Source organism: Pantoea sp. SGAir0180, from assembly GCF_043546245.1.
In genome coordinates this window covers 828,874-843,065 of record NZ_CP028071.1, presented here as the reverse complement: position 1 = coordinate 843,065, position 14,192 = coordinate 828,874, and the positions used below count along the sequence as shown (strand labels likewise).

The window sequence follows — 14,192 nt, the reverse complement described above, 5'->3', positions numbered from 1 at the left end:
TTCCGGCCTGCTAACAGGCGCTCAAATGAAGGCGTCAGGATGGTGCCATGCATTAATTTGTGTATTGTCGCTGCAGGCACTGATTCCATCCATACGGTTAACTTAAACTTCGTCTGGTGTACGCAGGTTGGTTACTGCAATACGCTCGCCACGCTTACGTTCACGCTCAGACTGCATATTGGCACGGTAAACGCCCTGATCGCCGACCACCCAGGACAGAGGACGACGCTCTTTACCAATCGACTCCTGCAGTAACAGCAGAGCCTGCATGTAGGCTTCAGGACGCGGTGGGCAACCTGGAATGTAAACGTCAACCGGCAGGAATTTATCCACGCCCTGCACGACAGAATAGATATCGTACATGCCGCCTGAGTTAGCACAGGCCCCCATGGAAATGACCCATTTCGGCTCCAGCATCTGATCGTACAAACGCTGAATCACCGGGGCCATTTTAGTAAACGGCGTACCGGCAATAACCATGAAGTCGGCCTGACGCGGTGAGGCACGCATAACCTCAGCACCAAAACGCGCCACATCGTGCACGGCGGTGAAGGAGGTGGTCATCTCAACGTAGCAGCAGGAAAGACCAAAGTTGTAGGGCCACAGGGAATTCTTACGTCCCCAGTTCACCATGTCGTGCAGGGCATGTTCGAGCTTGCCCATGTAAACGCTGCGATGAACGTGCTGCTCCAGCGGATCGCTGACGATTTCCTGCTTTTGCAGAGGGTAACGGTCGTTCTCACCACCGTTCGGGTCTATGCGGGTGAGCGTATAGTCCATCTTATTGCCTCTCTTTTACTGCTTGTGAGGATTGGTGTGACTTACCGTGGGAGTTTTAACCACGATTCGGCGGCGTGCAGGAGTCCAGTCCAACGCGCCAATGCGCACCAGATAAACCAGGCCCGCCAGGAGCACCAAAATGAAAATTGCGGCTTCCACAAAGCCGACCCATCCACTTTCACGGATTGAAGTCGCCCATGCGTATAAAAAGAGAGCTTCGACGTCGAAGATAACGAAGAACATCGCCACCAGGTAGAATTTGGCGGATAAGCGGATGTGAGTATCACCCACGGATTCAATACCGGATTCGAAAGGCGTGTCTTTATGACGGGCACGTGCTCTGCCGCCTAACAGCCATCCTCCGGTCAACATAAACGCACAGAGGCCAAATGCGATGACGATAAAAACGATGAATGCCCAATGCTGAGCGATGATTTCGGTGGTAGTTGACATACTCATTGCTTACTCATCAAAAGTGGCGCTGGCATCCTGCTCTGGTTCTGGCAGCAAACTCACCACATCGATTCAAAGGGAAGGATAAAAACCTTACAAATTTTGCTGTTACTGTGCAATAAGCAGCAATTTTATGTGGTTTTTTACTCCTTTCTATAACCTTTTGTCAACTTTGACAAAAGTATCCAAACATTATTTTACACCTGCATCATATTATTAACATATGACGCGCGTGTTTCCAGCTAAATCGCTTCAGTCTGTAGGGGTAATTTCAGTGTAGCGGGTATTTCAATGTGTGGATCGCGTTATCAACGCGCATAGTTTGACAGGATTCGGCGGGATTGCCTTGCTTTTAGAAGGGCTATTTTGTTGATCCAGAACACAGAATTATCATTTTTGTGTTAAATTTAATCAGTTATCAGCCTGATTCGCATCAACAAATCTCCACTTCGTGCTTTCCCTTCCCCACTCGCCCTGTTGACCAGAGTATGAACAGGTAATTGACAGAACAGGACTGAAAAAGAAAACCACGGGTCAGAAAAGCAGCAAAAAAAAGCCTCTTGTTCCGGTTACAGAACAAAAGGCGCATTTACTCAGATTAACGTGCCAGCAGATTTCGCATTTTTTGCGAAAGAAGACGGGATTTACTCTTCGTCGTCCAGCAGTAAGGCACCATCGGCATTGCCGATCATGTTGTAGGGATCGTGGGTAGACTGCATGGCATTGAAAATGGCCAGCGCCAGTTCGTTGTCGTTGTCCGCGTTGCGGCACAGCAGATACTGAGTATCTGGCAGCACCGGTAATCCTTCTGCTGCACCCATTACGCGCAGTTCCGGGCTCATCATCTCCACCGGACGCGCGGTCACGCCTAAACCAGCTTTAACGGCAGCACGCACCGCTGCCAGCGTTGAAGCGACGTAAGAGATGCGCCAGGGAATGCCTGCTTCGTTCAGATGGTCAATCGCCATATCACGGTAAGGGCTGGGTTCATCCAGCAATACCAGTGGGATCGCTTCCCCACGCTGGAACACATAGTCCGCTGCGCAATACCACAGGGTTGGCGATGTCCGCAGTACCTGATGTGTAAAGTTACCCGGACTGGAGGTGGTAACAACCAGATCGACTTCGCCCTGATTCAGCATTTCCATCATAAATGGATTGCGTTTCACACGAACGTCAATGGCCAGTTTGGGATAAACAGAGGTAACGCGGTTTAACAGGAACGGCAGAATGGTATCGGACGTATCGTCTGACGCCCCGATTGTCAGAACGCCCTGAATATTGCTGTACATCAGCGATGTGCAGGCTTCATCGTTAAAACGCAGAATTTTTCTGGCATAACCCAGAAGCTGAATGCCATGTTCTGTTAATAATTTGTTGCGGCCATGCCTGGCAAACAACTCTTTACCGACCAGTTGTTCCAGACGCTGCATCTGCTGACTTACTGCCGATTGCGTTCTGCATACCGCAGCAGCCGCGGCTGCAAAGGTGTTTAAATCCGCAACAGCAACAAAAGTTCGAAGCAGATCGAGATCGAGATTAAGTATCGGACGATTTGCATTAGTCATGTTTTTCTTCACTTATTAGAGTTTTAAGAACTACTATCCTGGTGTTATTACAAGCTTATCAAAGCGATAAGCGGTAATGATGCTTCATGCCGTCCCAACACAGGGCCGACATAAAATTTACTTACGAAGGCGCACGGCACGTTCCTGTAAAACACGGAAGCCGTGACCTGAAGACAGAGACAACTTCTGTACCGAAGGCACTGGATGCAAAATTGCGGGAAGCTGTGTAGTTGTCTTTTTCAACCCCAAAAAAGTCATTACGCCGGGGTAAATGGGTCTGTCATACACACACGCTGTATCGCGTTTAATCACATCAAATAGTAAATTATACTTAATCATTTTTGACCGCAAAATGGAAATGTTTTTATGAAAAGCATTGCAAATTTTGATCGGATCGCATTTTCCAACACATCCCGCACGTCCTGTGCGCATTCAACCCGCCCAAAAACAGTGAATAAGACTTTTAGACAGGTAAACCTGTACTAAAGATGCTCTCTGTTTTTTAGACTGGCTTCAAAAAACGAAAAAAAGTCCTTAGAGATAAAATAGTTAACCGTATTAACGATTAATGCACGGCTGTCACACCCTACTTACGCTATGCACTATCGTGCAAAATTTATGCATCAATAAAGCATAATTAAACTATTTCATTTATGACGCATTAGGCCTGTTCTGATTTCACTATGTCGATTACGTTCCCTGTCGGCATAAAAAAAACAGCAACGCGCCAAACAAAGCCTTTTTATCAGGCAGCATAAAAAACCATTAATGATGACTAAAGCAGACTTTTAAACCATACAGGGTCATAAGCAATATGCATTACGTCGTCTGGACGGAGACAAAGATGCTGAAGACGCCAAAACCACCTCGCGCCCTTCTTTTGTGTTCGTGAGGAGAGTACATTGTGCAGGTTTGTTTTCAGCGGCAGGCAAAAGGATTCTGCATATTAAGGCGGCCAAAAATGACTTTTCAAATTGATAAATCCGGCAAACTGGACAATGTGTGTTATGACATTCGTGGGCCGGTTTTAAAAGAGGCCAAGCGCCTGGAAGAAGAAGGTAATAAAGTTCTCAAGTTGAACATCGGTAACCCCGCGCCGTTTGGCTTTGAAGCGCCCGATGAAATTCTGGTGGATGTGATCCGTAACCTGCCCAGTGCACAAGGTTATTGCGATTCCAAAGGGCTCTATTCCGCCCGAAAGGCCATCATGCAGCATTATCAGGCGCGGGATATGCGCGATGTCACAGTAGAAGATATCTACATTGGAAACGGTGTCTCAGAACTGATCGTTCAGGCGATGCAGGCGCTGCTGAACAGCGGGGATGAAATGCTGGTTCCGGCACCGGACTATCCGCTCTGGACGGCAGCCGTGTCGCTGTCGAGCGGAAAAGCCGTGCACTATTTATGTGATGAGTCCGCCGGCTGGTTCCCGGATCTGGATGATATTCGTAGCAAAATTACGCCACGCACTCGCGGCATTGTTATCATCAACCCCAATAACCCCACCGGCGCGGTTTACAGCAAAGAGCTGCTGATGGACGTGGTTGAGATAGCCCGTCAGCATAACCTGATTATATTTGCTGACGAGATCTACGATAAGATCCTCTACGATGCCGCACAGCACCACTCTATTGCCGCACTGGCACCGGACTTGTTAACGGTCACGTTTAACGGCCTGTCAAAAACCTACCGCGTGGCGGGCTTCCGTCAGGGCTGGATGGTGCTGAATGGTCCGAAAAAGCACGCAAAAGGCTATATAGAAGGGCTGGAAATGCTGGCTTCCATGCGCCTGTGCGCCAACGTTCCGGCGCAGCACGCAATTCAGACCGCCCTGGGGGGATATCAGAGCATCAGTGAGTTCATCGCACCGGGTGGTCGTCTCTACGAACAGCGTCAGCGTGCCTGGGAACTGATCAACGATATTCCCGGCGTCAGCTGTGTGAAGCCGGAGGGAGCGCTGTACATGTTCCCGAAAATTGATGCCAAAAAATTCAATATTCAGGACGACCAGAAGATGGTGCTGGACTTCCTGTTACAGGAAAAAGTGCTGCTGGTGCAGGGCACCGCGTTTAACTGGCCGTGGCCCGATCATCTGCGTATCGTAACCCTGCCGCGCGTCGATGACCTGGAAATGGCCATCAATAAGTTTGGCCGTTTCCTGCAAGGCTACCGCCAGTAGTCCTGTTGCATCTATACTGATGTCATTTTGGGGAGAGTTAACCTCTCCCCTGTCGTAAACAGGAATGACCATGACTCAAAGCCATTTCTTCGCCCACCTCTCACGCCTCAAACTGATTAACCGCTGGCCACTGATGCGTAACGTGCGGACCGAAAACGTCTCTGAACACAGTTTACAGGTGGCGATGGTCGCCCATGCGCTGGCCATCATCAAGAACAAAAAGTTTAACGGTAACCTGAATGCCGAGCGCATCGCGATGATGGCGCTGTACCATGATGCCAGTGAAGTGCTCACGGGCGATTTGCCTACCCCGGTGAAGTATTACAACGCGCAAATTGCCCATGAATACAAAAAGATTGAGAAAATCGCGCAGCAGAAGTTGATTGAGATGCTGCCCGACGAGTTGCAGGACGTTTATCGCCCGCTGATTGATGAACATCTGCACAGTGAAGATGAGAAAGCGGTAGTGAAGCAGGCCGACGCACTCTGCGCCTACGTTAAATGCCTGGAAGAGTTGTCGGCAGGCAACAATGAATTCTTACTCGCCAAGGCGCGGCTGGAAAAAACCCTGACTCAGCGTCGCTCGCCTGAAATGAGCTATTTTGTTGAGGTGTTTATCCCAAGCTTTAGCCTGTCTCTGGACGAAATCTCGCAAGATACACCGCTCTGATTCGGGCGGCCCGATGCCGCCACTCTGCACTTAAGGCTGGCTGTGAAAGGCAAACTTACCCGCTGGCTGTCTGGTAATGATTAGTGACGTCAGTGAAGTCAGGCGCAGCGCCACGTCATCCAGTCGCGGTGTCTCGTCTGGCGCATTGACAGCAATGACGGCACAGCCCGCCGACAGCCCGGCGATCACGCCAGCAGGCGCATCTTCAACCACAACACAGTCGGCTGGAGACAGTTTCAGCCTTTCGGCACCCAGCAGGTAGGGATCGGGTTCAGGCTTACCCTTTGCTACCTGCTCAGCCGTAATGAAGACCGCAGGCAGAGGCAGGCCCGCCGCTTTGTGGCGGGCATGAGCCACTGGCACAGAACCTGAAGTAACAATCGCCCAGGGGATCTGCAGTTCATTAAGCTGAGTGAGCAGCGCCAGGGCACCTGGTAACGCCTTCACACCGTCCGTATCTTCCGCTTCCGTTTTTTCCAGTGCCAGGAACTCGGCCTGAATCGCGGCCTCTGACTGACCGGCCATAAAATGACGCAGTGAGGTGATTGCCTGTTTACCGTGAATGAAGTCCAGAATTTCATCAGCCGCAATGCCATGACGTGCGCCCCAGTTAGACCAGGCACGTTCAACCGCCGGTAATGAATCCACTAAGGTGCCGTCTAAATCAAACAAAAAACCACTGTACTCCACACGTCACTCCTCATCAGGCGTTAATGATTTGCGCAATCTCGTTTACGCTTAAATGGTACTGGCGGGGACAAGTCTGCCATAAAGCCAGCATGCGTTGATACTTTTCCCACATCGGTGTTTGTGCATTGAAGCCGTGCGTGCCGGAATCAAAATGCGTGTAGCGCCCTTCCGTATTCACCATAAAGCGCACATAGCCAAGGTAGCGGGATTCCGTAGCCGCATCAAATCCCAGAAACGCCAGGCGCCGGGTATCGATCTCTCCTTCGGTTTTCAGATTAGACCAGGAAATCTGTAGCGCATGGTGCATTTCCATGATGTCGATGAGCGTACGGCAGGTGGCTTCAGAGAGTTCGCCGAACTCTTTATCCAGTTCACGCATCTGCAGGCTGTAGCCGCGCTCAATAATGGTCTGATAACGCCGAAAGCGCTCCGCATTCTCAGGCTCCAGCATCGCCATCATTTTGTACTGGTTCGCCAGAATTAAGCGTTGTGCGTGGGTCATTTCCATCTTTCTCTCCCTCAGCCCAGAGGCTGTTCAGGTTTTATACGATGGAAGGATGATGACACAGGGGGAGCGATGCGGAGGTTGCCACATCGCTTTTCATTGATTTAACCACAGATTCACATGCAATATTTCGGCACGCTGCAGGTTAGAGATCGTCCAGAAAAGTCCGGTCCAGTTGCTTAAAGGCGCGCTTCAGCAGATCGGCAAGCGCCTGATAGGTTGGCGTGCCTTCAACCGGCGCAATCGCCTGCCCTGCGGCTTCCAGTTTGGTGCGCACGTCATGAAACCAGCGCAGAAGCGTCGGCGGCAGCGGCGTGACCGAACGTTTGCCCAGCCACCACAATCCCTGCATCGGTAAACTGCAGGCGAAAAGCGCTGTCGCGACGGCAGGGCCCAGTTGCCCACCCATCGCGATCTGCCAGGTCAGTGTAAACACCGCCAGCGGGGGCATAAAGCGAATGGCAAAGCGCGTGGCCGTTGATACCCGGTTTTCGGGAAAGACCGGTGCCAGACGTTTATCATTGGGCCACGTCTTCATATAATGCTGTCCGCGCTGAAACATCCGGAACCAGCCCGTGTTAGATTGATTCGCCATGGCTCGCCTCAACTAATGCTGTATTTTTTGAAAAATAACTATAACGACACAACTTTACGCAACATCCTTCAAATCTTTTTGTCTTTAAAGGTGACTCCGGCTATTCTGACGCCGTTTTAGTCGCGTCAGTGTCGCAACCTTCTTTGTCACAGAGGCGATAAGACCCGTTTTAAGCGTGATTTAAAATTTATGCGTAAAAACTCAACTTTTTTTGCGTATAACGCATTATTTTGACCCGGGTATGACTTTTGTCATTAATCTGGCAGCTTCAATAGGCTACGCTGTATGTCTGATTGCGTTTTTTTTAGCCACTTTTAACAAATAGGTACTTCCATGTCGAGTAAGTTAGTACTGGTCCTGAACTGCGGCAGCTCATCCCTTAAGTTTGCCATTCTGAATCCCACCACCGGAGACGAATTTCTGTCAGGTCTGGCTGAATGTTTTCACCTGCCCGAAGCGCGGATCAAGTGGAAGCTTGACGGCCAAAAACAGGAAGCACCTTTAGGTGCTGGCGCTGCCCACAGCGAAGCACTGAATTTCATTGTTAAAACAATTCTGGCACAAAAACCAGAGCTTTCGGCACAAATCGCTGCAATAGGTCATCGCATCGTCCACGGCGGTGAAAAATTGACGCAATCGGTCGTGATCTCTGACGCTGTCGTTCAGGGTATCAAAGATGCCGCTTCTTTTGCACCGCTGCATAATCCTGCTGGCCTGATCGGCATTGATGAAGCGATGAAAAACTTCCCCCATTTGTCTGACAAGAATGTGGCGGTTTTTGACACCGCTTTCCATCAGACAATGCCGGAAGAATCCTATCTCTATGCGCTGCCCTATGCGCTCTACAAAGATCACGGCGTGCGTCGCTACGGTGCGCACGGTACCAGCCACTACTATGTGACCCACGAAGCGGCAAAAATGCTGAATAAGCCGCTGGAAACCCTGAATATCATCACCTGTCACCTCGGTAACGGTGGATCGGTTTCTGCCATCCGTAACGGCGAATGTGTGGATACCTCCATGGGGCTGACGCCGCTGGAAGGCCTGGTGATGGGCACCCGCAGCGGTGATATTGATCCGGCCATCATCTTCTTCCTGCACGATACATTGGGCATGAACGTGGATGCTATCAACAAGATGCTGACCAAAGAGTCCGGTCTGTTAGGGCTGACCGAAGTCACCAGCGACTGCCGCTACGTTGAAGATAATTACGCCACGAAAGACGATGCCAAACGCGCAATGGACGTATTCTGCCATCGCCTCGCCAAATACATCGGCAGCTATACTGCGCTGATGGACGGCCGTCTTGATGGCGTGATCTTCACCGGTGGTATCGGTGAAAATGCGGCGATGGTCCGCGAGTTAACGCTGAAGAAACTGGCTCTGCTGGGCTTTGAACTCGATCATGACCGCAACCTGGCCGCGCGTTTTGGTAAAGCGGGCTTCATCAACAAAGAGGGCACGCGTCCGGCACTGGTTATCCCAACGAATGAAGAGTTAGTCATCGCCAGGGACGCCGCGCGTCTTACCGCCTGATATCCTTTCTCCGTCAGCTCAGGCTGACGGTGTTATTTTGACACCCAGTGAACTCTGAGAGGTGCAATCGTGTCACGTACAATTATGCTCATTCCGACCGGCACCAGCGTCGGCTTGACCAGCGTTAGCCTTGGCGTTATTCGCGCCATGGAACGTAAAGGCGTTCGACTGAGCGTTTTCAAACCCATTGCTCAACCACGCGCCGGTGGCAATGCGCCCGACCAAACCACCAGCATCGTACGCAAAAATTCCGGTATTCCTGCGGCAGAACCGCTGCCCATGTCACGCGTTGAATCCTTGCTGGGATCCAATCAGCAGGACGTGCTGATGGAAGAAATCATTGCCCGCTATCATGCAAATACGCAGGATGCAGAAGTGGTGCTGGTGGAGGGCCTGGTGCCCACGCGCAAACATCAGTTTGCCAGCGCCCTTAACTACGAAATTGCTAAAACGCTGAACGCTGAAATTGTGTTTGTGACCGCGCTGGGTAATGACTCGCCGGCCCAGCTTAAAGAACGTATCGAACTGACGCAAAGCAGCTTTGGCGGTGCGAAGAATAAAAACATCACCGGCGTCATTATTAACAAGCTGAACGCGCCGGTCGACGAACAGGGCCGGACGCGTCCCGACCTGTCTGAAATCTTCGATGATTCCACGAAGGCCAGCATTGCCAATATCAATCCCGACCAATTGTTTGCCAACAGCCCGTTGCCCATCCTGGGTTGCGTGCCGTGGAGCTTTGATCTGATCGCGACCCGCGCGATTGATATGTGCCGCCACCTGAACGCGCGCATCATTAATGAAGGTGAAATTCAGACGCGCCGCGTGAAGTCGGTAACCTTCTGTGCCCGCAGCATTCCTCATATGCTTGAGCACTTCCGTCCAGGCTCGCTGCTGGTCACCTCCGCAGACCGTCCGGATGTACTGGTTGCCGCCTGTCTGGCCGCCATGAACGGCGTAGAGATTGGGGCTATTCTGTTAACCGGTAACTACGAGATCGACGAGCGGATCGCCAAACTGTGCGAACGCGCGTTCCAGACCGGTCTGCCGGTCTTTATGGTCAAAACCAATACCTGGCAGACATCACTGAGTCTGCAAAGCTTCAATCTGGAAGTGCCGGTAGACGACACACAGCGCATTGAGAAAGTGCAGGAATATGTCGCAGGCTACATCAATGCAGACTGGATTGAGTCGCTGACCGCCACCTCTGAACGCAGCCGTCGTCTGTCCCCGCCGGCATTCCGTTATCAGTTGACCGAGCTGGCACGTAAAGCCGGTAAACGCATCGTCCTGCCAGAAGGTGATGAGCCTCGCACCGTGAAAGCGGCCGCGATCTGTGCCGATCGCGGCATTGCGACCTGCGTGCTGTTAGGTAACCCGGATGAAATTCAGCGCGTGGCCGCAGTACAGGGCGTTGAGCTGGGTAAAGGCATTGAGATTGTTGACCCTGAAGTGGTTCGCCAGAACTACGTTCCGCGTCTGGTTGAACTGCGTAAAAACAAAGGTATGACCGAAGTGGTGGCGCAGGAACAGCTGGAAGACAACGTGGTGCTCGGTACCATGATGCTGGAGCGTGGCGAGGTAGACGGCCTGGTTTCAGGTGCGGTGCATACCACGGCCAATACCATTCGTCCGCCGTTACAGCTGATTAAAACCGCCCCGAACAGCTCTCTGGTCTCGTCGGTATTCTTTATGCTGCTGCCGGAGCAGGTGCTGGTCTATGGCGACTGCGCGATTAACCCGGATCCTACCGCTGAACAGCTGGCTGAAATTGCTATCCAGTCTGCCGATTCCGCCAAAGCCTTCGGTATTGATCCGCGCGTGGCGATGATCTCCTACTCGACCGGTAACTCCGGGGCAGGAAGCGACGTCGAAAAAGTGCGCGAAGCTACCCGTCTGGCACAGGAAAAACGCCCGGATTTGGTCATTGACGGTCCGCTGCAGTATGACGCGGCGATTATGGAAGACGTCGCGAAATCGAAAGCGCCAAACTCGCAGGTCGCGGGTCGCGCAACGGTATTTATCTTCCCGGATCTGAATACCGGTAACACCACCTATAAAGCGGTGCAGCGCTCAGCCGATCTGATTTCTATCGGGCCGATGCTGCAAGGGATGCGTAAACCCGTTAACGACTTGTCGCGCGGTGCGCTGGTGGACGACATCGTCTATACCATTGCCCTGACAGCAATTCAGTCACTCCAGGCGGAAGGCCAGTAACAAACCGCCTGACCGGTAGTGAGAACAAAGAGCATGCAGCCCGCATGCTCTTTTTTTATTGCAATGTCACATCCAGCGCACGTAAATGCTGTGGCTGCCAGGAAAGCATAACCTCGCTCCCCGGTTTCCACTCAGGCGCGACATCGGATGAGACCAGTTTCACCATAAAATTCCCCTGCCCGGCCACGTCGGTCAGCATGCGGACATGATCACCCAGATAGATAAACTGTTGAATGGTAGCCTGCACAGACTGGTCGCCCGGTTTTGGTGCGTTCACGTTGATGCGTTCGGGCCGGATGCTGAGCTGGATACGTTTGCCAGGCGAACTGGGTCGGACTTTCAGCGCGTCCAGATGAACGCCATTATCCAGTGCCACCTGATAATACTCGCCCTTTTGACCCGATTGTGTGGCTAACAGGCAGTTATTTTCGCCGATAAACTGTGCAACAAAGGCATTATCTGGCTGCTCATAAAGCTTACTCGGGCTGTCCATCTGCTGAATCATGCCATCATTAAACACCGCGACCCGGTCTGACATGGTCATTGCTTCGCTCTGGTCATGCGTGACGTAAACGATGGTCAGCCCAAGCAGGTTGTGCAGTTGCTTGATTTCCATCTGCATATGCTCACGCAGCTGTTTATCCAGTGCCCCTAACGGTTCATCCATCAGGATCAGCCTGGGTTCAAAAACCAGTGCCCGCGCCAGCGCTACACGTTGCTGCTGGCCACCCGACATCTGGGCAGGATAGCGATCGGCCAGCGAGGTCAGTTTAATCATATCCAGCACGCGCTTAACCCGCACTTTGATATCCGCTTTGCTCAGGCGACGTATGGATAGGGGAAATGCCAGATTCTCCGCCACGGTCATATGGGGAAACAGCGCATAATTCTGAAACACCATGCCGATATCACGCTGATGGGGCGGCAGCGTGTGCAGGGGTTTATCACGCAGCAGAATCTCGCCATCGGTGGGCGTTTCAAAGCCCGCCAGCATCATCAGGCTGGTGGTTTTCCCCGATCCTGAGGGCCCTAACAGCGTCAAAAACTCCCCTTCTGCCACGTCCAGATTAAGGTTGCGCACCACCAGCTTGTCGCCGTCGTAGCTCTTTTTGATATTCCTGAAACTGACAAAATTTCTCATGGCGTACTCTCGAAAACAGGATGGAAAGGGTTTCGGCACGATTCATGCATCATCCGTTTGACATGCGAATCCTGGCGGGCCTTTTTTTAGCACTACCATAACGCCGCTGATTCGCACAAGCAGAATTTGACAAAATAAAACGAACGGGCTTGCAAAGCCTTCTTGCAGGCCATTGTATTCTATTGTCTTTTTAAATTTAACATTACCTTAACGTGAATGAGATCACAGAATCAGGCAAGATAAGAGGTTGCACACTTGTGGTGCCTCAGGGAGAAACTGAGGCGATTTGCAGGTGATGTTCCAGACGGGCAAGGACAGGCGCGAACGCATTGGGGATATCCGCTTCGTCAACGCAGGCATAGCCCAAAAGTAACCCACGCTGCGGCGTGCCTTGCAGGTAGTAGGAAGACAGCGGGCGCGTCAGCACACCGCACTGTTCAAGCTCAGCGCTGAACGCCACATCGTCGATGCTGTCGGGCAGTCTGAGCACCAGATGCAGCCCCGCATTGCTGTGATGCACAATCCAGTCGGCCCCCAGCGACTGGCTGATCACGGCGACCAGCGCCGCGCGGCGACGACTGTAGATCTGCCGCATCCGCCGTACATGAGCCGCATAGTGCCCTTCGCGGATAAACGCGGCCAGCGTGAGCTGCACCAGCCCATAACCGCCGCGATAGAGCTCGGAGTGCGCCATTTTCATACGCGTAGCCATGGATTTAGGCACCACCATGTAACTGAGTCGAATGCCGGGATACAACGTTTTGCTGAACGTCCCCAGGTATATGACAGGCGCATCCGCCGCCAGCCCTTGCAGCGCGGGTATCGGGCTGCCGGAAAAACGGAACTCGCCATCGTAGTCATCTTCCACCACCCAACTGCCGCTGCGCTTCGCACGCTCCAGTAACTCATGCCGCCGTTGCAGGCTCATCACCGCACCCAGTGGATACTGATGGGAAGGCGTCACGCAGATTAAACGCGGCGCAGGGCTGTCAGGCTGCTCCGGGGGCAGCACCAGCCCCTGCTCGTCAACCGGCGTAGGGATAAGCGTAACGCCGTTCACCGCCAGCACGTTACGAATGCCCCAGTAGCCAGGTTCCTCTACCAGCGCCCGGTCACCCGGATCGCACAGCATCTTTGCCAGCAGATCCAGCGACTGATGCGTGCCTGCGGTCACCAGTACCTGCTCGGGGCTGCAGTTGACGGAACGAATCACCCGCAGGTAATCGGCCAGCGCCTGTTGCAGCTCGGTGCAGCCGCCGTGGCTGGCATAGCTCAGGTTCTCAACGGGCAGGCGTCGGCTCAGACGAAGCTGGATTTTGCGCCAGATGTCGTGCGGCATGTGACTGACATCCGGTACGCCGGGCATAAACGCCCCCCACTGATGACTTCCGGCACCGCTGTTTGCCAGTAATCGCGATCCCCGACGGGACAGCCTGACGGGCTTCATTGGCGCCGAAACCGGCCTGACCAGCGGCCCGCCTGGCACCTCTTCAGGCAGCACCGCACTGACAAACGTGCCGCTGCCTGTGCGGGTTTGTAAGTACCCCTCTGACTGCAACTGTTCATACACGGCCAGTACGGTATTGCGTGAGACCGCGAGTTCGCGAGCAAGGTCGCGGCTGGCGGGCAGCCGTGTTGCGGTGGCAATGGATCCATCCTGAATCGCCGCCTGCAGCGCGTCATACAGTCGCTTATTCAGCGTACCGCCGGACAGCGCGGCCAGCCGTTGTGCAAGCAGGTCACCGAGTAAGCTTCGCAAAATTGGTACCTCAAAATAAAAAAAACTGGCTCTGGATTATAAAACCCTGAAAACGCTAAAACCAAGAAGGCAAATTCCACTGTAACAATATGGAAACAA

The 14,192-nt window shown here is 52.6% G+C and carries 12 protein-coding genes; 4 read left to right on the top strand and 8 right to left on the bottom strand.

Annotation, left to right across the window (positions count from 1 at the left end; all coding sequences use genetic code 11):
• Positions 1-102: 102 nt before the first annotated feature.
• The 3 genes from C1N58_RS04165 to lrhA form a co-directional block, all read right to left on the bottom strand.
• Positions 103-780 carry a NuoB/complex I 20 kDa subunit family protein gene (locus tag C1N58_RS04165; RefSeq protein WP_006120026.1) on the bottom strand — a complete coding sequence of 226 codons (678 nt, stop codon included), beginning with the start codon at positions 778-780 and terminating at the stop codon, positions 103-105.
• A 15-nt stretch (positions 781-795) separates the two neighbouring features.
• Positions 796-1,239, bottom strand: coding sequence for an NADH-quinone oxidoreductase subunit A (locus tag C1N58_RS04160; RefSeq protein ID WP_006120027.1), 444 nt, complete (start codon positions 1,237-1,239; stop codon positions 796-798).
• Positions 1,240-1,877: 638 nt separating this feature from the next.
• Complete coding sequence (lrhA, locus tag C1N58_RS04155) at positions 1,878-2,801, bottom strand: transcriptional regulator LrhA (RefSeq protein ID WP_033740635.1); 924 nt, start codon at positions 2,799-2,801, stop codon at positions 1,878-1,880.
• 961 nt (positions 2,802-3,762) lie between these two features.
• Here lrhA and C1N58_RS04150 point away from each other — a divergent pair.
• Both C1N58_RS04150 and yfbR read left to right on the top strand, forming a co-directional pair.
• Positions 3,763-4,980, top strand: a complete 1,218-nt coding sequence (locus tag C1N58_RS04150; RefSeq protein ID WP_033740636.1) for a pyridoxal phosphate-dependent aminotransferase — start codon at positions 3,763-3,765, stop codon at positions 4,978-4,980.
• Positions 4,981-5,050: 70 nt separating this feature from the next.
• On the top strand, positions 5,051-5,650 hold the full coding sequence (gene yfbR, locus C1N58_RS04145; protein ID WP_006120030.1) for a 5'-deoxynucleotidase: 600 nt from the start codon (positions 5,051-5,053) through the stop codon (positions 5,648-5,650).
• A gap of 30 nt (positions 5,651-5,680) precedes the next feature.
• On the opposite strand, the gene C1N58_RS04140 is transcribed toward yfbR, so the two are convergent.
• The 3 genes from C1N58_RS04140 to yfbV form a co-directional block, all read right to left on the bottom strand.
• Positions 5,681-6,340 (bottom strand): sugar phosphatase, encoded by a 660-nt coding sequence (locus tag C1N58_RS04140; protein ID WP_058701322.1) that lies wholly within the window; start codon positions 6,338-6,340, stop codon positions 5,681-5,683.
• A 13-nt stretch (positions 6,341-6,353) separates the two neighbouring features.
• Positions 6,354-6,848, bottom strand: a complete 495-nt coding sequence (locus tag C1N58_RS04135; protein WP_006120032.1) for a YfbU family protein — start codon at positions 6,846-6,848, stop codon at positions 6,354-6,356.
• A gap of 142 nt (positions 6,849-6,990) precedes the next feature.
• Entirely contained in the window at positions 6,991-7,440 is a 450-nt protein-coding gene (yfbV, locus tag C1N58_RS04130) for a terminus macrodomain insulation protein YfbV (protein WP_006120033.1), read from the bottom strand.
• Positions 7,441-7,773: 333 nt separating this feature from the next.
• Here yfbV and ackA point away from each other — a divergent pair, with 333 nt between their 5' ends.
• Together ackA and pta are read left to right on the top strand one after the other, a co-directional pair.
• Complete coding sequence (gene ackA, locus C1N58_RS04125; RefSeq protein ID WP_033740641.1) at positions 7,774-8,976, top strand: acetate kinase; 1,203 nt, start codon at positions 7,774-7,776, stop codon at positions 8,974-8,976.
• A gap of 69 nt (positions 8,977-9,045) precedes the next feature.
• Entirely contained in the window at positions 9,046-11,193 is a 2,148-nt protein-coding gene (gene pta, locus C1N58_RS04120) for a phosphate acetyltransferase (protein WP_006120035.1), read from the top strand.
• 55 nt (positions 11,194-11,248) lie between these two features.
• On the opposite strand, the gene C1N58_RS04115 is transcribed toward pta, so the two are convergent.
• Both C1N58_RS04115 and C1N58_RS04110 read right to left on the bottom strand, forming a co-directional pair.
• On the bottom strand, positions 11,249-12,334 hold the full coding sequence (locus C1N58_RS04115) for an ABC transporter ATP-binding protein (RefSeq protein WP_394564620.1): 1,086 nt from the start codon (positions 12,332-12,334) through the stop codon (positions 11,249-11,251).
• Between the two features lie 265 nt (positions 12,335-12,599).
• A complete protein-coding gene (locus C1N58_RS04110; RefSeq protein WP_110268195.1) occupies positions 12,600-14,093 on the bottom strand; it encodes a MocR-like pyridoxine biosynthesis transcription factor PdxR in 1,494 nt (497 codons plus the stop codon).
• Positions 14,094-14,192 lie beyond the last annotated feature (99 nt).